Raw genomic sequence first — 19722 nt, 5'->3', positions numbered from 1 at the left:
ACTGGCAGGGTTGTGACCACGGCCGGGGCGGTGCTCCGCAGCGTGACTCGCGAGGTGCTCCGCAGGGCGGCGAGGACCGGCCGGCATCGGACCGAGGTCAATTTCACGGGAGTTGAGTCATGCGCGGAATCGTGGTGCGGACACTGGTCGCGGTCGTGCTGGGGACCGGCGCGTGGTGGGGCGGCGCGGCCGCCGCCCTCGCGGCCGACTCCGGCCCCGGACCGGCGGTCACCGCGACACCCGGCGGCGCCCACGACGCCAAGCCCGGGAACGCCGCCAAGCCCGGGAACGCCGACAAGCCGGGCAGTCTCGATGACCGTCTCGGCAACCTCCTGGACCTCGACGGCCGCGACGGCCACGGCGGCGCCGACTCCGGCCGCCAGTGCTCCGTGACGACCGCCTGGGGCGACTCCTGGTGCCCCCGCAAGCCGCTCGACTAGAGCCGCCCGGGAGACCGGGTGAGGGGGCGACGGGTGCCATCCGTCGCCGGTTGGGTGGATGCGGGCCCGACCCCGGTCTCGGCGCCGACCAGGCGCACAGGCTCCCGGCACAGCACAGCACACACCACCAGCACGCCTCCGGGAGCCCAGGACGACGGCCCCGGACAGCGTCCGACGAGAGGAACACCATGACCTTCGGCATGCGCGCGATCCCGGTCCGCAGACTGGCCGCCACCCTGGGCGCGACCGTCGCCCTCCTCGCGGTCGCCACCGGCGCCGCGAGCGCACAGACGAACGACTACCGGGTCTACGGCGGCCACTACGGCACCTACGCCCAGTGCAACCAGGCCGGTTCGCTCAGCGTCGCACTGGGCCTGTACAGCCGCTTCGAGTGCAACCCGAACAACACCGGCAGCAGCTTCGACCTCTGGTACGTCGAGTGACCGCAGCAGTCCACGCCCGCTGACCCGACGGCCGCCCCCGGCCACCCCTCCCCCTCCAGGCCCCTCCTCCCCATCCTCGAAGGGATTACTTGTCATGCCCACGCTCGCCAGCTCCACCCGCTGGGCCGCCTCGGCCGCCCTGCTCACCACCCTCCTCGGCGGCGCGGCCGCCCTCGCCCCGGCCGCCCAGGCCGCACCCACGCCCAGCAGCCTCACGGCCGCCCCCTCGCCCGACACCGTCACGACCGCCCCCGCCACCGGCGCCGTCACCGTCCAGGAGGCCGCCCGCAGCACCGGCGTCTCCTTCCGCAACAGCACCCAGCAGCAGCTGCAGCGCACCGACTCCGGTCTCTCCCACGGCTGCTGGTCCCGCGACGGCCTGCCGCAGGACGCCATCGCCAAGACCGTCACCGCCTCCTGGAAGAGCGAGTCCTGCGGCTTCGCCACCGGCACCGAGGGCTACACCGTCTACCGCTTCGCGAGCGACTGGAACCAGACGGTGACCCTCCGCTGGAACAACCCCTACTCCGGCCGCAACTCCTACAGCTGCGACGCCCCCGCGGGCTACCAGTGCAGCTGGTCGGGCGGCAGCGGCAACAACGCCAACGTGGCCTTCACCCTCACCGGCGGCCCCTCCGCCTTCTCGGCGAAGACCGCCTCCGACTCCGACCTGACCGCTGCCGTCACCCCCGTCCGCAGCGTCAAGGTCAACGTCAACAACTACTCCGGCGCCCTGCTCGGCCGGATCGGCGCCGGCCTGGACGGCGGCATCTGGACCGGCAACAGCCTGCCCCCGTCGGCCATCAACAACGGCGACCGGGCCCGCTGGCAGAGCGAGTCCGAAGGGTTCGCCACCGGCACCGCCGGCAGTGCCGAGTACCTGCTCTCCGGCGGCGGCAAGGTCACCTTCCGCTGGAGCAACCCCTTCGCCGGCTCCAACAGCTACAGCTGCGAGGTCCCGTCCGGCCACAACTGCACCACCTCCGGCGGCGGCGGCAAGAACGCCGAAGTGACCTTCACCGTCAACTGATCCCCGGCCTCTCCGCCCTCGAAGCCCTCACCACCCGAAGGAGTTCCCCATGCGCAGGACGCTCACCGCCGCCCTCCTCTGCCTCCCCCTGCTCGCCGGCGTGGCACCCGCCGCCCAGGCCGTCGCACCGCAGCCCGGCGCCGGCCAGGTCTCGATCCTCCAGGTCCCCGTCCACACCATCAACTGGGACCTGCGGAGCGGCAACGTGGACAACCGCCGCGCCTCGTACACCCAGATGATCCGGTCGATCCACAACATCGGCCCGATCATCAGCGGCAACGGCGGCGAGGGCACGGTCTGGGAGACCCCGCGCACCAACGAGGTCATCGCCGTCAACGCCCAGTTCACGACCAACGACGGCACCCGGACGCTCACCCTCTACCTCACGGCCGACAACCTCTACCTGCGCGGCTTCTCCACCGGCAACGCCGGCGTGGTCGTCCAGTTCGCCAACGAGCCCGACGCGCCCTACGACCTGGGCCAGGCGCTGGGCCGCAACGCCATCCGACTCCCCTTCAACGGACGCTACGGCGGAAACCACAGCCTGGAGGCCTCGCAGAGCACCCGTCAGGTGTCGATCAGCCATAACAACCTGGTCGGCGCGATGAACCGGCTGTGGGGCTACGCCTCCACCGGGACCACCTACAACAACTTCCGCGAGGACCTCGTCGCCGCGATCGCCGTCGTGTCCGAGGCCAGCCGTTTCCGCAACATCGAGACGCGGGTCCGCGACGGCCTCGGCGGCAACACCCAGCTGAACGCCCAGGAGGCCGCCGAGGAGAACGACTGGGGCCGCGGCTCCGGCTACATGTACCGGGCCCGCAACAACAACACCACGCCCTCGGTCCGACTCGGCGGCATCGACCTGCGCAGCTTCGCCCAGGGCGCCACCTACATGTCGATGCTGAACAGCAACATGAACTGACCGCCACCGCCCGTGACGCGGCCCCTCGGAGTGCGCTCCGAGGGGCCGCGTCGTCGTCGAACGGACCGGACGTCAGCTGGTGGCGACCGAGGTGTCGTCGATCACGAAGCTGGTCTGCAGCGAGGAGTCCTCGGTGCCGGTGAACTTGACCGTCACCGACTGGCCCGCGTAGGCCGAGAGGTCGAGGCTGCGGAGCTGGTAGCCCGCGGCCGCGTCCGCGTTGGAGTAGGTCTTCAGCGTGGTGCCGTTGGCCTGGACCGTCAGCTTGTCGTACGCCGTGGTGCCGGACTCACCGGTGTCGATGTGCAGGTAGAAGCTCAGCGTCGCCTTGCAGCCGGTCGGCACGGTCACCGTCTGCGCGAGGCTGTCGGTGTGGGTGGAGCCGTAGCCGTTCAGCCACGCCTTCCAGGTGCCGCCGTGCGGGGCCTGCGAGGCCGACTTGTCGACGACGCCGCTGGAGGCGGTCCACGGCGCGGCCGTGCCCGTCTCGAAGCCCGCGTTGCCGAGCAGCTGCGCCGGGGTGCAGGTGCCGCCACCGCCGCCGGAGACCACCCAGGTGAAGCTGGTGCTACCGGACTTGGCCGCCGAGTCCTTCGCCGTCACGGTGACGTTGTAGGTGCCCGCGGTGCTCGCGGTACCGCTGATGACACCGGTGGAGGCGTTGATCGACAGACCGGCCGGCAGGCCCGTCGCCGAGTAGGTGTAGGGGGTCGAGCCGCCGCTCGCCGTGATCCTGAGGTTCGCCGCGCCGCCCACCGCCGTCGACTGGTCGCCCGGGTTGGCGACCGAGACGGAGCCGCTGCCCGCGGGCTTCGTCAGCAGGCAGCCGCTGACGTTGAGGTCGATGACCCGGCCGCTGCCCAGGCAGGTGGTGAACCAGTAGGTCTCCTGGCCGTAGCTCTGGCCCTGGTGCACCGTGGTGGTGCCGTCGGCGGCGACCTCGCACGGGTTGTTGAGGGTGCACATCTGGCCGTCGTCGTTGCCGGTGTTGTTGATGCCGACGACCTTGCGGGTGGCGGCGTCGACGATCGGCGAACCCGAGGTGCCGTGCGTGGTGTTGCAGCCGGAGCTGTAGCGGATCGAGTCGCGCCAGCTCCAGGCGTCCTCGCGCAGGTCGGTGAAGCCGTTGACGGAGCAGTTCCAGGTCTGCTTCCAGTAGGACGACGGTATGTACATCGCCGAACCGTCGACCGGGTGGGTGTCGTTGATGGTCAGCGCGGTGGCGCCGAACTTCGAGGTGATCGACCCGAAGGTGTCGGTGAGCTGGTACAGCGCGACATCCGTGCCGGTCATCGTCGCGTACAGCACCTTGTCGGCCTGCACGGTGCCGAGCGAACCGCCGGAGGCGTTGAGCAGCGTGCCGCTGCGGCTGGCGGTCTGGTTCTGGATGACCTGGCCGGCGGGGGGCATGGTCGGCAGGCAGTGGCCGTTGGTCAGCATCAGGGCCCGGTCGGTGTCGACCGACGAGGGGTAACGCACCAGCGAGGCCGAGCAGTTGCTCAGCGCGATGGTGGACGCCAGGTCACCGGCCTGTACCGCCTGCGCGGGGGCGACTGCCACGGAGGTGAGGACCCCGGCGATGACAGCGCTCGCGGCGGACGCGGCGGCAAGTCTCTTGAGCATGGCTCTCCTTGTGGGGGATGCGGGGCGTACGACCGGTTGCGGACGCCCGCGCCGCACGAAAGTGCCATGGTCACCTCAATCGGTCAACCGATCGGGCAGAAGTCACACGCGCGAATCCACCCGAGCCACCATCAACCGGCCACCTGCGGCTCCTGGACGAATGCGCACCGGGCAGCGCGATGCTCCGGGCCCACGAGGAAGGAGTGCCCCGCACGGCACACTGCCCCGGACGGCGAAGCGGCGCCGCTACTCGCAGTACGGCGCGCCGGTCCACCTCCTGGTCGACCGTCAGGAGCGGGCGTGCACACTGTTCTCCCGACCGGGTCGACTCGGGTACACGCTCGTCGAGGGGCCGCACCCGTTCGGGGTGGAGGTGCGGCTTCCGGAGCCGCTGGACGTCGTCCTGGACACCACCGAATTCTGACGGCACCGACCACGGCCCCCAAGGGCCGACCCTTCACCACCGCCGGGCCGGGTCAGCGCAGGTCGAGGACCGGGCGGGTGGAGAGGCAGTCGACGAGGTCCTCGCCCTCCTCGCCGTAGATGTAGGCCGCGAGGTCGGGGTGGCGGTTGGCCGTGGCGAGCGGAAGCCAGGACAGGAAGGTGCCGTAACCGCCGCAGACGGACTCGCCGCCGTCACCGCCGTGGATCAGGCCGGGCTCGGCGGTGATCTCGGAGCGGTAGGTGTCGTGCGCGATGAGCAGGCCGAAGGCGTTCGGCCCGGCGTGCGGACCGGTGTCGTCGCCGTACGGGAGGCGGTCGAGCGGGCACTCGTCGCCCCAGCGGAACAGGGTGCGGGCGCCGGCGCCGCAGGCGTGCTCCCACTCGTCGGGCGTGGGCAGCCGGAGGCCCTCACGGGCGAGGAGGGCCGGCATGTCGGCGGGCGCCTCCTCGATCGGCTCGTCCTCGACGGCCATGAGCAGGGTCGGCACGGTGACCGTCCGGCGCGGGCCGAGCACCCGGGCGAGGTGGGCGTGCACGTCCGCGTCGCCGAAGCCCCGGTCGACGCTCTCCTCCCGGTAGCCCGCGAGGAGTTCGGCGGACGGCCGCCAGGACGCCGCGTCGAAGCCGAGGGTGACCCGGCCGCCCGGTATCAGCGCGTACATCCGCCCGCCCCGCTCGACCAGCACCTGGTGCAGCGGGGCCCCCAGGTGCTCGACCGTCCCGACCCGCTCGAGCCGCCCGCCCACGCCGTCGGCGGCCTGGGCGGCGATCCGGGTGGCGGCGGCGAGGTCGAGTCTGCGCCAGGCGGCGAAGGTGAGGGCGGCGAGCGGTTCGGGGGCCATGGCGGGAGTGTGGCACGGGCCACTGACAATTGACCGGGAGCGGACGGCAACCGGGCCCACCCGCGACCGACGCCCCGCCCCCGGGGCACCGCGGCCGGGACGGACGGGCAGCGTCCGCCGGGACGGACGGGCACCCGGCGCGGGCACCGACCCGCGCGGACGTCACCCGTCGGGCCCGCCCGGGACCCGCGGGCGACGTCCGCGCGGGTCCCGGGCGGCCGGCGCTACGGCTGCGGGAAGTTCTGCTCGTCCACGTCGCTGGTCTTCGCGTTGCCGCCGACCTTCGCGGTCAGCGTGATCGACCAGATCGAGTAGGTCTTGCCGGTCTCGAAGGCCATCGTCTCGTCGAACTTGGTGTAGCTGCAGTCCTGCGTGAACATCTTCAGCGACGGGTCCCAGTCGATGCCGTCGGAGAAGAACACGTCGTACGTGCCGTCCTCGATGCCCTTGATCGAGGCCTTCTTCCCCTTGCCTACGTACAGCGAGTGGACGGCCTTGCCGGTCTTGGAGAGCGAGACGACCGAGTCGGTGGTGCCCTCGGTGTTGTCGATGTTCAGCTCGCCCTCGCCGCGCAGCCGCCCCTTGGTGACGAAGGAGCCGTTGTCGAGCGTCCGGGTCTGCGGCTGCGGGGTCTGCGGGACGGCGAAGTTGGTGGTGTAGCCGGCCGCGGTCATCTCGGCGAGGGCGCCGGGGACGGCCTTGAGGCCCTCCGAGAGGCCGACCTGGGCGAAGGCGGAACCGGTGGTGCAGTAGGTCTTCGCCTTGATGTCGGTGCGGATCTTGGTCAGGTCGGTGGCGAGCTGCGAGAACGCCGTCACCAGTTGGCGCTTGGTGGTGCCGACGCCCGCCGGGGTGTCGCTCAGCCCGAGACCGCTGCTCGCGGAGTTGGCGGCGCCGGCGGCCTCCTGGAGCGCGGCCATGAAGCCGGTCAGGTCCGCGGCGGGGTTGATCTTGCCGAGCGCGGTGCTGACCGGGTCGACGTAGCCCGCCAGGACCGGCCCGTACGGCGTGGGCGTGGGTGTGGGCGTCGGCGTCGGCGTGTACGTCGGCGCGGGCAGCGCGCTGAAGCCGTCCGACGGGCTGGACGCCGCCGAACTGCTGCCGCCGCCCGATCCGCCGTCGCTGCCCCCGGAGCACGCAGCCAGCAGCAGCGCGCTGCCGACCGCCGCGCCGACCTTGATGAAGGACCTCATGGCGTTCCCCCGGATGTTCTCTCGGTGCTCTCTCATGCACACTCCGTGCAGTCTGCTCGTCCCCGCCGACATGATCCCGACCCGACAAGAGGCGGTCAACAGGGCGCACTTGCGGCGCGTCGAAGCGTATATGGGGCGCATAAAGGAGCGCACGGAGGGGCAGCACGGGTCAACTACGATCGACGGGTGCTCAGCCTCACAGGACTCCCGCTCCAGATCGTCGCCACCGTGCTCGCGGTCGGCGTCTTCGCCGCCACGATGTGGCTCTGGCCGAAGTTCGGCGGACACGGCTGGAAGGCCTGGACGGGGCGGATCGGCGCCTTCCTCGCCACCCAGCTCGCGGTGCTCGTCGCGATGGGGCTGATCGCCAACGGCTACTTCGGCTTCTACAGCTCGTGGAGCGACCTGCTCGGCACCAACGGCAAGCCCGGCACCGTCGTCGACCACCAGCCGAACGCGGCCGCCTCCCTCTCCGTCACCGGGGAGAAGAACATGTACTCGGCGCAGGGCTCGGCCCGCGACCGCTCCGGGGTGATCCAGGAGGTCTCGGTCCGCGGCCCGCAGAGCGGCCTCAGCAGCGACGCCTTCGTCTACCTCCCGCCGCAGTACTTCCAGCCCGAGTACGCGCAGAGCAAGTTCCCGATGGCGCTGGTCCTGGCCGGGTACCCGGGCTCGGCGGAGAAGCTCATCACGCTGATGCAGTACCCGGCCTCCGCCCTCACCGCCATCGAGGAGAAGAAGCTGCCGCCGACCGTCCTGGTGCTGATGCGCCCGACCCTGGTCGGCAACCGCGACACCGAGTGCATGGACGTCCCCGGCGGGCCTCAGGTCGAGACCTTCTTCACCAGCGACCTGCCCAAGGCGCTGTCCGCCGGCTACCGGATCGGCACCGACCCGGCCAACCGCGCCGTGATCGGCAACTCGACCGGCGGCTACTGCGCCCTCAAGTTCGCGCTGCGCAAGCCGGACGCGTACCGGTCCGCGATCTCGCTCTCCGGCTACTACACCGCGCCGATCGACGAGACCACCGGCGACCTGTTCGCGGGCGACGACCGGCTGAAGCAGGAGAACGACCTGGTCTGGCGGCTGCGCAACAAGCCCGCCGAGCCGGTCGCGCTGCTGCTCGCCACCAGCTACGACGAGAACAACTACGAGGGCACCCAGGCCATGGTCGGCGCGTTCAAGGCGCCGACGAAGCTGTCCACCATCACCCTCGACACCGGCGGCCACAACTTCCACACCTGGACCCGGGAGATCCCGCCCGCGCTGGAGTGGCTCGGCAAGCACCTGACGATGCCGCAGGCCGCGTAGCGGCGCACCGGTCCGGGCAACGGCACCCGGTCGGCGCAACCGCGCCGTCCCGGAGCGGCCCTCCGACCAGGGCGGGCGAGGATCACAGGCGGCTCATACCCGCGTCTCACCGTTCTCTCAGCCGGGCGCCCGAACGTAGCGCCCATGACCACGACCAGCCTCACCCCGCCGGCCGGCGAGCCCTGGCCGGAGGCCGGGGACTTCCCGCCCCCGCTGCTGCCGCCCGCCTCCGCGCCGGAGGGGGCGGCACCCGGGCGGACCGCCCACCCGCCGCTGTTCCCCGAGCTCCCGCTGCCGCCCACCGGCCCCAAGGGCCCGGCCTCCTGGGCCGGACGGCTGCGCACCCTGCCGGCCCGGGCCTGGCGGGGACGCCCGGAGGACCCGCGCTGGGTCCGGCCCTCGCTGCTCGCCCTGCTGGCCGCCACCGCCGTCCTCTACCTCTGGGGACTGTCCGCCTCCGGCTGGGCCAACTCCTTCTACTCCGCCGCCGCCCAGGCGGGCAGCCGGAGCTGGAAGGCCTTCTTCTACGGCTCCTCGGACGCCGGTAACTTCATCACCGTCGACAAGCCCCCGCTGGCCCTGTGGCCGATGGCCCTCTCGGCCCGGGTCTTCGGGCTCTCCTCCTGGTCGGTCCTGGCCCCGCAGGCGCTGATGGCCGTCGGCACGGTCGCCGCCCTGTACGCGACGGTGCGCCGGCGCTTCTCGCCGCTCGCCGGACTGCTGGCCGGCCTCGCCTTCGCGCTGACGCCGGTCGCGGCGCTGATGTTCCGCTTCAACAACCCGGACGCGCTGCTGGTCCTGCTGCTCACCCTGGCCGCCTACGGGCTGGTGCGGGCGATCGAGGCGGCGGGCACCCGGTGGCTGGTGTTCACCGGGGTGATGCTCGGTCTGGCCTTCCTCACCAAGACCCTGCAGGCGTTCCTGGTGCTGCCCGCCTTCGTCCTGGTCTACCTGGTGGTGGCGCCGACCGGGCTGTGGCGGCGGGTCCGGCAGCTGTTGGCCGGCGGACTCGCGATGGTGGTCGCCGGCGGCTGGTGGGTCGCGATCGTCGAACTGGTCCCGGCGTCGGCGCGCCCGTACATCGGCGGCTCGCAGGACAACAGCTTCCTGTCCCTCACCTTCGGCTACAACGGCCTGGGCCGGCTGAACGGGGACGAGACCGGCAGTGTGGGCGGAGGCGGCCGCGGCCGGCTCCCGGCCGGGGCCGAGGCGGTCTTCGGCAACGCCCCCGGCGGTGCGCCCGCCGGAGGGCCGGGCGGCGGGATGCGCGGCGGTGGCGGCGGTGGCTGGGGCGAGACCGGCATCACCCGGCTGTTCGACGGCGACATCGGCGGGCAGATCGCCTGGCTGCTGCCCGCGGCGCTGATCCTGCTGGTGCTCGGCCTGTGGGCGACCCGTCGCCACGCCCGGACGGACACCGCGCGCGCGGCCTTCCTGGTCTGGGGCGGCTGGCTCCTGTGCACCGCGCTGACCTTCAGCTTCATGTCCGGGATCTTCCACCAGTACTACACGGTGGCGCTGGCCCCGGCGGTCGCCGCACTGGTCGGCATGGGTGCGGACGGGCTGTGGCGGGCCCGGCACCGGCTGCCGTACGCGGCGGTGCTGGCGGCGACGCTCGCCGTGACGGCGGTGTGGGCGTACGTGCTGCTCGGACGGAGCTCCGGCTTCCAGCCCTGGCTGCGGCCGACGGTGCTGGCCGGCGGGCTGCTCGCCGCGGTGGCCCTGCTGGTGGCCGGCCCGCTGGGGGCCCGGCTCGCGGCCGGCGCCCCGGCCGGAACTCCGTCGGACGCTCCGTCGGACACTGCGGCCGGTGCTGCGGCCGGTGCTGCGGCCGACGGGCGTGCCGGGGCGCGGCGGATCGCCGGACGCGTGACCGCCGTGGCGGGCCTGGTGGGCGCGGCGGCGGCGCTGGGCGGTCCGGCGGCGTACGCGCTGGAGACGGTCGGCACCCCGCACCAGGGCTCGATCGTGCTGGCCGGGCCCTCGGTGGCGGGCGGCTTCGGCCCCGGCGGCATGCGGGGGCGCGGTGCGGGCGGCGGCGCTCCGGGGCTGTGGCTCAACGGCCGGATGGTGGCACCCCCGCAGGGCGGCGGTCAGGTCGGCGGCGGCCAGGACGGTGGTCAGCCCGGCGGTGGTCAGGACGGTGGTCAGGCCGTGCCCGGCTTCCCGCAGCAGGACGGCGGCCGGGGCACCGGCCGGGTGCCGAACGGCAACGGCGGCGGTGGCGGTGGCAACGGCGGCGGTGGCAACGGCGGCAGCGCTCAGGATCCCTCCACCGTCTTCGGCGGCCCCGGTGGTCAGGGTGGCCAGGGCGGTCAGGGTGGCCAGGGCGGTCAGGGCGGCCCCGGTGGGATGAACGGGCTGCTGAACGGTGCCCGGGTGAGCGAGGAGGCGGCCGCCCTGCTGAAGCAGGACGCCGACCGGTACCGCTGGGCCGGCGCGACCTCCGGCTCGCAGAACGCCGCCAGCTACCAACTCGCCTCCGACGTCCCGGTGATGGCCCTGGGCGGCTTCAACAGCAGCGACCCCTCGCTCAGCCTGAGCGCCTTCCAGCAGTACGTGAAGGAGGGCAAGGTGCACTGGTTCATCGGCGGCGAGTCGCGCCGCACCGGCGGCGGAACCGCCGAGGCGGCGGCCGGAGCGAACGGCACGACCACCACGACCGGCCCCGGCGGCGGGTCCTCGGAGTCCATGACCGCCCAGATCGAGGAGTGGGTGGCGAGCCACTACACCGCCCGCACGGTCGGCGGGTCGACCTTCTACGACCTGACCCAGCCGCCGAGTTCCTGACGCGGCGGCTCCCGGCGGCGGGGCGTCCTCCCGGTGTCCACCGGGAGGACGCCCCGCCGTCGCGCTACCCCGCCGCCGCGCTACCCGCGGTCGCTCGCGCAGCGCGTCCCGGCGGCCGGCAGGGTGCCGTCGACGAGGTAGGCGCCCACCGCCGCCCGGACGCAGGCACTGTGCCCGTAACCGGTGTGGCCCTCGCCCTCGCGGGTGAGCAGCACCGCGTTGCCCAACTGGGCCACCAGCTGCTGGGCGTTGGCGTACGAGGTCGCCGCGTCACCGGTGGAGCCGACCACCACGATCGGCGTCGCGGCCTTCGAGGCGATCGGGTGCGCCTTCTCCGCCGAACGGAACGGCCAGCTCCGGCAGTCCGGGTCGAACAGCACCGCCGCCGGCTCGTGCCGGCTGAAGAGCGGGGCCCGGGCGACCATCCGGGCGTAGGCGTCCCGCAGCGCGTCCCCGGTCGGGACGTCGGTGGCCCCGTCGGCGCAGTAGATCGCGGTGTAGGCGTCCGTGGCGGCGCCGTAACGGCCGTCCTCGCCGCGCTTGTTGTACGAGTCGGCGTAGGCGAGCAGGTAGTCGCCGTCGCCCTGCTCCATGGCCCGGCCGATGGCCTCGGCCAGGCCGTCCCAGCCGCCCTCGTCCCCGTAGAGCACGTCCATCACGGCCGCCCAGGCGGCGGAGGAGGTGAGGACGCGGCCGCCGGTGGTGGTGAGCGGCTTCCGCTTCAGCCCGTCGAGGAAGTCGGCGGCCCGCACGGCCGCCCTGTCCTGGTCCGTCCCGAACGGGCACGACGACTGCCGGGCGCAGTGGGCGGCGAAGGCGCGCAGCGAGCGGTCGAAGCCCGCGTACTGCTCGATGTTGGTCTCGGCGATCGGCTTGGCCGGGTCGATCGCACCGTCCAGGACGAGGCGGCCGACCCGGTCGGGGAACTCCTCGGCGTAGACGCTGCCCAGATAGGTGCCGTAGGACAGGCCGAGGTAGGTGAGCTTCCGGTCGCCGAGCGCGGCGCGCAGCACGTCCATGTCGCGCGCGGTGTCGCGGGTGCCGACGTGCTCCAGCAGCGTGCCGTACTTGGCCTTGCAGGCGTCGGCGAGCAGCTTGCCGTGCTCGGGCCCGGGGGTGTCGGTGGTGACCCAGCCGTCCCGGACCTCGTCGTCCAGGCAGTTGACCGGGGCGGTGCGACCGGTGGCCCGGGGGTCGAAGCCGACGATGTCGTAGTGGTCGCGCAGCGGACCGTCGTAGTCGCGCTGTCCGCCGAGGACGGCGTCGACACCGCTGTTGCCCGGCCCGCCCGGGTTGACCAGGAGCGACCCGGCCCGCAACGCGGGCTTGGCGGCACCGACCCGGGCCACCGCCACCTCGAGGGTGGCGCCGGCCGGGTCGGCGTAGTCCAGCGGCACTTCGAGGGTCGCGCACCGTACCGACGCCGGGTCGACGCCCTCGGTCCTCGGGGCGTCCTTGCAGGCCGCCCAGGCGAGCCGCTGGCCGTAGAACGACCGGAGCGCCGGGTCCGGGGCCGACTGCGCGTCCGGCGCGGCGGCCGCCGGGGCGGGGGCGCCCGCGCCGCCGGTGGTGGTGGTACCGCCGGCGGTACAGGCCGCCAGCAGCACCACCGCGGCGACGGCGGGCAGGGCACGTCGCGAGAGCCGGGTCGTCATCGAGTCCACCGCACACGAATATCACCCGGCCATCACGCCGCTGACGGCGCCCCGCCCCTCCGTCGTCCCTCCGTCGCGTCAGCCGCGCCGGTCGCGCCGGCCGTGTCGGTCACGCCGGCCCACCGTGCGGCGGCTCACCGCGCGGCGTCGGTCGCGCAGCGCGTCCCGGCGGCCGGCACGGTGCCGTCGACGAGGTAGGCGTGCACGGCGTCCCGGACGCAGGCGCTGCGGCCGTAGCCGGTGTGGCCCTCCCCCTCGCGGGTGAGCAGCACGGCGTTGCCGAGCTGGGCGGCGAGCTTCTCGGAGTTGGCGTACGGCGTGGCCGCGTCACCGGTGGAGCCGACCACCACGATCGGGGTCGCCGCCTTCGAGGCGATCGGGTGCGCCTTCTCCGCCGAACGGAACGGCCAGCTGCGGCAGTCCGGGTCGAACAGCGCCGCTCCCGGCTCGTGCCGGCTGATCAGCGGCGCCTTGGCGGCCATCTCGGCGTAGGCGGCGTCGAGCGCCGCCCCGGTGAGGACGCCGGTGGCCCCGTCGGCGCAGTAGATCGCCGTGTAGGCGTCGGCGGAGACGTTGTAGTGGCCGTCCTTGTCCCGCTTGTTGTACGAGTCGGTGTAGGCCAGCAGGTTGTCGCCCTTGCCCCGGACCATGGCCCAACCGATGCTGTTGGCCAGGGAGTCCCAGCCGCTCTCGTCCCCGTAGAGCCCCTCGACCACGCCGGTCCAGGCGGCCGCGGAGGTGAGCGTCCGGCCGCCGCCGGCGGCGAGCGGCTTCTGCTTCAGCCCGTCGAGGAAGTCGGCGAGCTTGCCCGCCGCCTTGTCCGGGTCCTTGCCGAGGGGGCACTGCGCCTGCTTCGCGCAGTGGGCGGCGAACGCCTGCAGCGAGCGCTCGAAGCCCGCGTACTGCTCGATGTTGTTCTGGGCGATGGGCTTGGCCGGGTCGACCGCGCCGTCCAGCACCAGCCGGCCCACCCGGTCCGGGAACTCCTCCGCGTAGACGCTGCCGAGGTAGGTGCCGTACGACAGGCCCATGTAGGTCAGCTTCTGGTCGCCGAGCGCCGCGCGCAGCACGTCGACGTCCCGCACGGTGTCGCGGGTGCCGATGTGCTCCAGCAGCTTGCCGTACTTGGCCTGGCAGGCGTCGGCGAGGGCCTTGCCGTGCTCGGGGCCGAGGGCGTCCGTGGTGAGCCAGGTGTCACGGGTCTTGTCGTCCAGGCAGTTGACCGGGGCGCTGAGGCCGGAGCCGCGCGGGTCGAAGCCGACGATGTCGTAGTGGTCGCGCAGCGGGCCGTCGTAGTCCTTCTGGCCGCCCTGGACCATGGCCACCCCGCTGCCGCCCGGCCCGCCCGGGTTGACCAGGAGCGAGCCGGTCCGCTCCCCGGGCTTGGCGCCGGTGATCCGGGCCACGCCGATGTCCAGCGTCTCCCCCGACGACGGATTCGCGTAGTCCAACGGAACCTTGAGGGTCGCGCACTGGACCGCCGACTCGTCGGTCTTCGTCGTCCTCGGGTCGTCCTTGCAGGCCGCCCAGGCGAGCTGCTGGCCGTAGAAGGACCCTAGTGCCGGGTCCGCCTGGCCGGTCGGCTTCACGGTCGGGGTCGGCGTCGGGGTGGGGGCGGCCGCCGGGGCGGTCGGGTCCGCGGACACGGTCGTAGGAGCGGCCGTAGGAGCGGCCGTCGGAGCGGTGGAGGCCGCGCCGGTGGAGCCGCCCGTGCTGCTGCAGGCGGCCAGCAGGGCGGCCGCGGCGACGGCGGGCAGGGCGCGTCGCGAGAGTCGGGTGATCGTCGAATGCACCGCACACGAATATCACCCGACCGTCATACCGCCCGACGGCACCCCTCCCCCTCGACCGGGTGTCAGCCGCCGCACTGCTGCAGCATCGCCTTCTTGTCGGCCTCCGTCACCGGCAGCTGGTACTTCAGCGACACCTGCGCGAAGCGGACCGCGTACGCGCACCGTATCTTCGGGTCGGCGGGCAGCCAGGCGGACGGGCCGGAGTCGCCCTTGGAGGCGTTCTGCGAACCGTCGGCGGGGACGAGGTTCAGCGGATCGTTGGCGATCCGGACCCGCTTGGCCTTGTCCCACCCGCGCGCGCCCATCTGCCAGTCGTAGGACAGCGGCATCACATGGTCTATCTGGATCTTGGACGCCTGCTGCTTGCTCCAGCGCACGGTCCTGCCGGTGTACGGGTCGAGGATGGTCATCGCGGTGACCACGCACTTCGAGCCGTCCTTGTGCTCGACCGCCGAACCGTCGCGGGCCAGCAGGTCGTTGCGGGTGTCGCAGTTGTTGCCGCCGCCGGGCACGCCGTCCACGTTGTCGGTCCAGGCGGGGCCGAACTCGTTGCGGTCGTAGCCGTCCTTGGTGCCGGTCGCGGCGGTGGCGACCTTGGCGATCAGCTCCCGGCCCGCCTTCTGCTCCTCGGGCGAAGTCAGCGGCGCCAGACCGGGCTTGGTGCCGTCCGGATTGTCCAGCGGACTGGTGCCGGGGCCGACGGCGCCGGCCCCGGCGGGCGCGGCGTCCTCGCTGCGCGTCCCGGCGCCGGAGCAACCGCTCAGCACCAGGGTGGATATCAGGAACACGGCGGCGGCCGACAGGGTGGGGCGACGGGTGGGCACGGTGGACTCCCCGGACGGGTGGGCGACTGACGGCGCACCAGCAGACCAGCCCGCCCGCACCCGGTCAAGCCACCACAACCCGGAGCATTTCGATCATGGCGAAGCTCACACCGGACAGCGAACGCCGTGCACCGCGCACCGGACCCGTCCCGCCCTGCTCCGCCCCACCCCGGTCACCGCCGCACCCCGCTCCGCCCCACCCCGGTCACCGCCGCACCCCGCTCCGCCCCACCCCGGTCACCGCCGCACCCCGCTCCGCCCCACCCCGGTCACCGCCGCACTACGGCCGCGCGCCGCCGACGATCTCCTCGAGCACCTCCTCGAACGGCGTCGCCGTCACCCCGAGCACCTCCTCCGTGCGGGTCGAGTCCAGCCGCAGCGGCCGGTCGTACAGGTAGGCCATCTCCGCCACCTCGGCGAGGACTTCGTCCCCCGACCCGGCCAGTGCGGCCGGCGCCACGGCGGTGAGCACGGGCTCCGGCGCCCCGGCGGCCGCCGCCAGCCGCCGGGCCACCTCCCGGGCGGACGCCTCGGTGGTGCTGGGCACGTGCCAGGCCCGGCCCCAGGAGGCAGCGCTGCGGGCGGCGGCGACCAGGGTGACGGCCACATCGCCGAGGTGGCTCCAGCTGTGCGGCGCGTCCAGGTCGGCCGGGTAGCCGACCGGCTCGCCCGCCAGCACGGCCGGTACCACCGTGAAGCCGAACAGCGAGGTGGCTCCCCGGCCGAGGAAGTCACTGGCCCTGACCTCGGTGACGCGCACCCGGCCCGCCCGGTGCGCGGCGAGCGCGTCCGCCCACAGGGCCGCCCGCAGCGCGCCCTTGCGGCTGGCCGGTGCGGCGGGCAGGTCCTCGGTGAGCGGGCCGTCGACCGGCCCGTAGCCGTACACGTTGCCGAGCATGACGTAGCCCGCGCCGGTCCGTTCGGCGGCGGTCAGCAGCCCGGCGGCGAGCGGCGGGAACTCCGTGAGCCAGCGGTGGTAGGGCGGGGCGGCGCAGTTGACCAGCGAGAGCGCGCCGTCGGCCAGCGCGGTCAGGACGTCGGCGTCGGTGGCGTCGGCGGCGATCCGCTCGATGCCCGGGTGCTCGGGGCCGGTGCCGCGACGGGTGACCAGCCGGACCCGTTCGCCGGAGCCGGCGAGCAGCAGGGCGGTCGCGGTGCCGGTCGGGCCGGCGCCGGTGACGACGTGGAAGGACATGGGAGGCTCCTGGGCTGCCGTTGGGGCGGGTGGCGCCGGAGTGCCGGCGCCGTGATCAACTCTCGGTCGGGGCCCTGCCGCGCGGCAGGGCCCCGGCTGCCAAGGTTCCGGAGGTTCTGGCCATGTCCTCAGCCGTGCCCTGGTCCGACGGGGTGCCCGCCGTCCACCGGATAGCGGTCGTCGCCGTACCGCCGGTGACCGCCTTCGACCTCGCCATCCCCGACATCGTCTTCGGCTCCGCCGAGGTGGACGGCCGCCCGGCCTACCAGGTGCGGATCTGCACGGTCGAGCCGGGCCCGGTGGCGAGCACCAGCAGCCTCCAGGTGATCGTCCCGCACGGCCTGGACGTGCTCGCCGGGGCCGACACCGTGCTCGTCACCGGGTCGGCCTCCCGCGCGGACGCCGACGAACGGATCCTCGCGGCGCTGCGCGCGGCGGCGGACCGGGGCGCGCGGATGGCCTCGATCTGCACCGGCGCCTTCGTACTGGCCCAGGCCGGGGTGCTGAACGGGCACAGCGCCACCACCTACTGGGTGCAGGCGGGCGCGCTGGCGCACCGCTTCCCCGAGGTCCGGGTGCTCCCCGAGGCGCTGTTCGTCGACGACGGCCCGGTGCTCACCTCGGCCGGGCTGACCGCCGGCATCGACCTGTGTCTGCACATGGTGCGGACCGACCACGGCGCGGCGGTGGCCAACGCGGTGGCCCGGCTGGCGGCGGTCTCGGCGGTCCGCGAGGGCGGCCAGGGCCAGGTCCTGCCGACGCCGGTGACCGCCGCGGACGGCAGTTCGCTCGCCGCCACCCGCGCCTGGGCGCTGGCCCGGCTGGCCGAACCGCTCACCCTGGCCGAGCTGGCCGCCCACGCGGGGGTGAGCGTGCGCACCCTCAACCGGCGCTTCCAGGCCGAGGCGGGCACCACGCCGCTGCAGTGGCTGCTCACCCAACGCCTGGAACAAGCACGGGAGTTGCTGGAGTCCACCGATCTGGCGATGGACCTGGTGGCGGCCCGGACCGGCTTCGTCACGCCCGACTCGCTGCGCCGCCACCTGCTCCAGCGGATCGGCATGACCCCGCGCGCCTACCGGGCGCACTTCGCCAGGCCGGTCCGTCCGTCCGCCGGTCCGCGCTCCGGCGCCCGTCCCTGACGCCTGCCCCCGGAGCCTCCCCCGACGTCCGGTCAGCCGCCGATGGCCGACATCGGCCGGGCGGGCCGGACGAAGTCCGCGCCACCGATGGCGTGGCCGGGCCCCTTGCGGGCGATGGTGGCCCGCCAGGCGGCCTCCACCCGGTCGTCGTCGGCGCCCTCGCGCAGCAGCGCGCGAAGGTCCGACTCCTCGGTGGCGAACAGGCAGTTGCGCAACTGCCCGTCGGCGGTGAGCCGCACCCGGTCGCACCCGCCGCAGAACGGGCGGGTGACGGAGGCGATCACCCCGACCACCGCGTCCGTCCCGGCGATCCGCCACTCCTCGGCCGGGGCGTTGCCGGACCGGCCGACCGGGTGCAGCTCGAAGCGCTCGCCGAGGCGGGCCAGGATCTCGTCCGCGGTGACCATCCGCTCGCGGTCCCAGGCGCCCTGCGCGTCCAGCGGCATCGACTCGATGAAGCGCATCCGGTAGCCGTGCCGGACGGCGAAGCCGAGCAGTTCGGCCAGTTCGTCGTCGTTGACCCCGCGTACCGGTACCGCGTTCACCTTCACCGGCGCCAGCCCGGCCGCGTGGGCGGCGGCCAGCCCGGCCAGGACGTCGGCCAGCCGGTCGCGGCGGGTGAGCGCGGCGTACCGCTCGGGGCGCAGGGTGTCCAGGCTGACGTTGACCCGGTGCAGCCCGGCCGCGCGCAGCGCCTCGGCGGTCCTGGCCAGACCGATGCCGTTGGTGGTCAGCGACACCTCCGCCCCGAGCGCGGCGATCCGCCCGACCAGGGCGGGCAGTCCGCGCCGCAGCAGCGGCTCGCCGCCGGTGAGGCGCACCGCCGTGATGCCGAGCCGGCGGACGGCGATCCGCACCAGGCGGACCACCTCGTCGTCGCTCAGCACCTCCGCCCGGGGCAGCCAGTCCAGCCCCTCGGCGGGCATGCAGTAGGTGCAGCGCAGATTGCACCGGTCGGTCAGCGACACCCGCAGATCGGTGTGCACCCGCCCGTACCGGTCCACCAGGGGGTGCGCCGCCCCGGGTCGACCCGTGACGACGCGGTCCGGCCCGACGGCGACCGTCCCCGGCGCGGTGGTGCCCGACGCGGTGGTGCCCTGCACGGTGGCGCCCGGCCCGGTGGTGCCCTGCACGGTGGTGCCCGACGTGCTGTTCCTCGACGCACTGTTCCTCGACGCGCTGCTCATCCGCCCAGTACAGGGGCCCTGCGGCAGGAGCACCAGCGGCCGAACCGCCGGGGCACGGCCACTCGCCGCCGTCCGCGCTCGTGCGATCGTCCAACACCCGGCGGCCGGACTGTGCCCCGGCGGCCCGGCCGGGCAGGCTGGGCCCATGGAACAGAGGGACGCGGTCACCGCGCTGGTGCTGGCGGCCGGCGGCGGACGCCGGTTGGGCGGACGACCGAAGGCACTGCTGCCGTACCGGGGGCGGCCGCTGGTGGAGCACGCCGCGGCGGCGGCCCGCGCGGGCGGCTGCCGGGAGGTGACGGTGGTGCTGGGCGCGGACCGGGAGCGGGTGCGTTCCACCGCGCATCTGCCGGGCTGCCGGCTGGTGGCCAATCCGGACTGGGAGGGCGGCATGGGCTCCTCGCTGCGGGCCGGTCTGGCCGCGCTGCCCGCCGGGTCCTCGGCGGTGCTGGTGATGCTGGTGGACACGCCGGGGGTGGGAGCGGCCGCGGTGGCCCGGCTGCTGGCCGCGCACCGGGCCGGGGCCGGGCTGGCCGCGGCGACGTACGGGGGGCGGCGCGGGCACCCGGTGCTGATCGGGGCCGGGTACCTCGCCGAGGCGGCCGCGGGCGCGCGGGGGGACGCCGGGGCCCGGGCCCTGCTGGCGGCGCACGCCGGGGAGTTGGTGCCGGTCGAGTGCGCCGACATCGCCTCCCCCGACGACCTGGACACGCCCGCCGACCTCGCCCGCTGGGGAGCGGGGTGACACCCGCCCGGCACCGGACCGCCGCCGCTGCTCGGGACAGCCGCCGTCCCGGCACCGGACCGCCCCGTCCCGGACCGCTGTCACCCACCGGACAGCCCCCGTCCCGACACCCGGACCGCCGTTACCCACCGGACCGCCGC

General features: G+C 74.0%; 16 protein-coding genes and 1 pseudogene. 9 read left to right on the top strand and 8 right to left on the bottom strand.

Annotation, left to right across the window (positions count from 1 at the left end; translation table 11 throughout):
* Positions 1–119 precede the first annotated feature (119 nt).
* From BLU95_RS28880 to BLU95_RS28865, 4 genes are all read left to right on the top strand, one after another.
* Positions 120–440 (top strand): hypothetical protein, encoded by a 321-nt coding sequence (locus BLU95_RS28880; protein ID WP_093862546.1) that lies wholly within the window; start codon positions 120–122, stop codon positions 438–440.
* Positions 441–628: 188 nt separating this feature from the next.
* Positions 629–883: a hypothetical protein gene (locus tag BLU95_RS28875; RefSeq protein ID WP_093862545.1), complete on the top strand. Its 255-nt coding sequence runs from the start codon at positions 629–631 to the stop codon at positions 881–883.
* Between the two features lie 94 nt (positions 884–977).
* Positions 978–1913, top strand: coding sequence for an aegerolysin family protein (locus BLU95_RS28870; protein ID WP_093862544.1), 936 nt, complete (start codon positions 978–980; stop codon positions 1911–1913).
* Positions 1914–1962: 49 nt separating this feature from the next.
* The gene (locus BLU95_RS28865) at positions 1963–2838 is read left to right on the top strand and encodes a ribosome-inactivating family protein (RefSeq protein ID WP_093862543.1); all 876 of its coding nucleotides are present in this window, start codon (positions 1963–1965) and stop codon (positions 2836–2838) included.
* A gap of 72 nt (positions 2839–2910) precedes the next feature.
* Here BLU95_RS28865 and BLU95_RS45630 read toward each other — a convergent pair whose 3' ends face one another.
* The gene (locus BLU95_RS45630) at positions 2911–4461 is read right to left on the bottom strand and encodes a putative Ig domain-containing protein (protein WP_093862542.1); all 1551 of its coding nucleotides are present in this window, start codon (positions 4459–4461) and stop codon (positions 2911–2913) included.
* A gap of 226 nt (positions 4462–4687) precedes the next feature.
* On the opposite strand from BLU95_RS45630, the pseudogene BLU95_RS28855 reads away from it, so the two are divergent.
* Positions 4688–4885 (top strand): annotated as a pseudogene (locus BLU95_RS28855) (Uma2 family endonuclease); the annotation flags it as partial.
* Positions 4886–4937: 52 nt separating this feature from the next.
* Here BLU95_RS28855 and BLU95_RS28850 read toward each other — a convergent pair.
* Positions 4938–5747, bottom strand: coding sequence for a hypothetical protein (locus BLU95_RS28850; protein ID WP_093862541.1), 810 nt, complete (start codon positions 5745–5747; stop codon positions 4938–4940).
* A 224-nt stretch (positions 5748–5971) separates the two neighbouring features.
* Entirely contained in the window at positions 5972–6976 is a 1005-nt protein-coding gene (locus BLU95_RS28845; RefSeq protein ID WP_159425028.1) for a hypothetical protein, read from the bottom strand.
* A gap of 150 nt (positions 6977–7126) precedes the next feature.
* On the opposite strand from BLU95_RS28845, the gene BLU95_RS28840 reads away from it, so the two are divergent.
* Both BLU95_RS28840 and BLU95_RS28835 read left to right on the top strand, forming a co-directional pair.
* Positions 7127–8251 (top strand): alpha/beta hydrolase, encoded by a 1125-nt coding sequence (locus tag BLU95_RS28840; RefSeq protein ID WP_093862539.1) that lies wholly within the window; start codon positions 7127–7129, stop codon positions 8249–8251.
* Positions 8252–8395: 144 nt separating this feature from the next.
* Positions 8396–11041, top strand: a complete 2646-nt coding sequence (locus tag BLU95_RS28835; protein WP_093862538.1) for an ArnT family glycosyltransferase — start codon at positions 8396–8398, stop codon at positions 11039–11041.
* A gap of 80 nt (positions 11042–11121) precedes the next feature.
* On the opposite strand, the gene BLU95_RS28830 is transcribed toward BLU95_RS28835, so the two are convergent.
* The 4 genes from BLU95_RS28830 to BLU95_RS28815 form a co-directional block, all read right to left on the bottom strand.
* Positions 11122–12696 carry an alpha/beta hydrolase gene (locus tag BLU95_RS28830; protein WP_231978868.1) on the bottom strand — a complete coding sequence of 525 codons (1575 nt, stop codon included), beginning with the start codon at positions 12694–12696 and terminating at the stop codon, positions 11122–11124.
* A gap of 134 nt (positions 12697–12830) precedes the next feature.
* Positions 12831–14489: an alpha/beta hydrolase gene (locus tag BLU95_RS28825; protein ID WP_093862536.1), complete on the bottom strand. Its 1659-nt coding sequence runs from the start codon at positions 14487–14489 to the stop codon at positions 12831–12833.
* A 62-nt stretch (positions 14490–14551) separates the two neighbouring features.
* Positions 14552–15313: an HNH endonuclease family protein gene (locus tag BLU95_RS28820; RefSeq protein ID WP_231977836.1), complete on the bottom strand. Its 762-nt coding sequence runs from the start codon at positions 15311–15313 to the stop codon at positions 14552–14554.
* A gap of 280 nt (positions 15314–15593) precedes the next feature.
* Positions 15594–16508: an NAD-dependent epimerase/dehydratase family protein gene (locus BLU95_RS28815; RefSeq protein ID WP_093862535.1), complete on the bottom strand. Its 915-nt coding sequence runs from the start codon at positions 16506–16508 to the stop codon at positions 15594–15596.
* 122 nt (positions 16509–16630) lie between these two features.
* On the opposite strand from BLU95_RS28815, the gene BLU95_RS28810 reads away from it, so the two are divergent.
* Positions 16631–17650, top strand: coding sequence for a GlxA family transcriptional regulator (locus BLU95_RS28810; RefSeq protein WP_093862534.1), 1020 nt, complete (start codon positions 16631–16633; stop codon positions 17648–17650).
* A 32-nt stretch (positions 17651–17682) separates the two neighbouring features.
* Here BLU95_RS28810 and moaA read toward each other — a convergent pair whose 3' ends face one another.
* A complete protein-coding gene (moaA, locus tag BLU95_RS28805) occupies positions 17683–18837 on the bottom strand; it encodes a GTP 3',8-cyclase MoaA (protein WP_093862533.1) in 1155 nt (384 codons plus the stop codon).
* A 145-nt stretch (positions 18838–18982) separates the two neighbouring features.
* Between moaA and BLU95_RS28800 the strand changes: the two genes are divergently transcribed.
* A complete protein-coding gene (locus BLU95_RS28800) occupies positions 18983–19582 on the top strand; it encodes a nucleotidyltransferase family protein (RefSeq protein ID WP_173862153.1) in 600 nt (199 codons plus the stop codon).
* Positions 19583–19722: the final 140 nt, after the last annotated feature.

Source organism: Streptomyces sp. TLI_053 (genome assembly GCF_900105395.1).
Classification (GTDB): Bacteria; Actinomycetota; Actinomycetes; order Streptomycetales; family Streptomycetaceae; genus Kitasatospora.
This window is presented reverse-complemented; position numbering and strand designations above follow the sequence as displayed.

Coding starts and splice junctions, on each gene's coding strand:
- BLU95_RS28880 (WP_093862546.1), top strand. CDS start 120: ATGCGCGGAATCGTGGTGCGGACACTGGTCGCGGTCGTGCTGGGGACC.
- BLU95_RS28875 (WP_093862545.1), top strand. CDS start 629: ATGACCTTCGGCATGCGCGCGATCCCGGTCCGCAGACTGGCCGCCACC.
- BLU95_RS28870 (WP_093862544.1), top strand. CDS start 978: ATGCCCACGCTCGCCAGCTCCACCCGCTGGGCCGCCTCGGCCGCCCTG.
- BLU95_RS28865 (WP_093862543.1), top strand. CDS start 1,963: ATGCGCAGGACGCTCACCGCCGCCCTCCTCTGCCTCCCCCTGCTCGCC.
- BLU95_RS45630 (WP_093862542.1), bottom strand. CDS start 4,461: ATGCTCAAGAGACTTGCCGCCGCGTCCGCCGCGAGCGCTGTCATCGCC.
- BLU95_RS28850 (WP_093862541.1), bottom strand. CDS start 5,747: ATGGCCCCCGAACCGCTCGCCGCCCTCACCTTCGCCGCCTGGCGCAGA.
- BLU95_RS28845 (WP_159425028.1), bottom strand. CDS start 6,976: ATGAGAGAGCACCGAGAGAACATCCGGGGGAACGCCATGAGGTCCTTC.
- BLU95_RS28835 (WP_093862538.1), top strand. CDS start 8,396: ATGACCACGACCAGCCTCACCCCGCCGGCCGGCGAGCCCTGGCCGGAG.
- BLU95_RS28830 (WP_231978868.1), bottom strand. CDS start 12,696: ATGACGACCCGGCTCTCGCGACGTGCCCTGCCCGCCGTCGCCGCGGTG.
- BLU95_RS28815 (WP_093862535.1), bottom strand. CDS start 16,508: ATGTCCTTCCACGTCGTCACCGGCGCCGGCCCGACCGGCACCGCGACC.
- BLU95_RS28810 (WP_093862534.1), top strand. CDS start 16,631: ATGTCCTCAGCCGTGCCCTGGTCCGACGGGGTGCCCGCCGTCCACCGG.
- moaA (WP_093862533.1), bottom strand. CDS start 18,837: ATGAGCAGCGCGTCGAGGAACAGTGCGTCGAGGAACAGCACGTCGGGC.
- BLU95_RS28800 (WP_173862153.1), top strand. CDS start 18,983: ATGGAACAGAGGGACGCGGTCACCGCGCTGGTGCTGGCGGCCGGCGGC.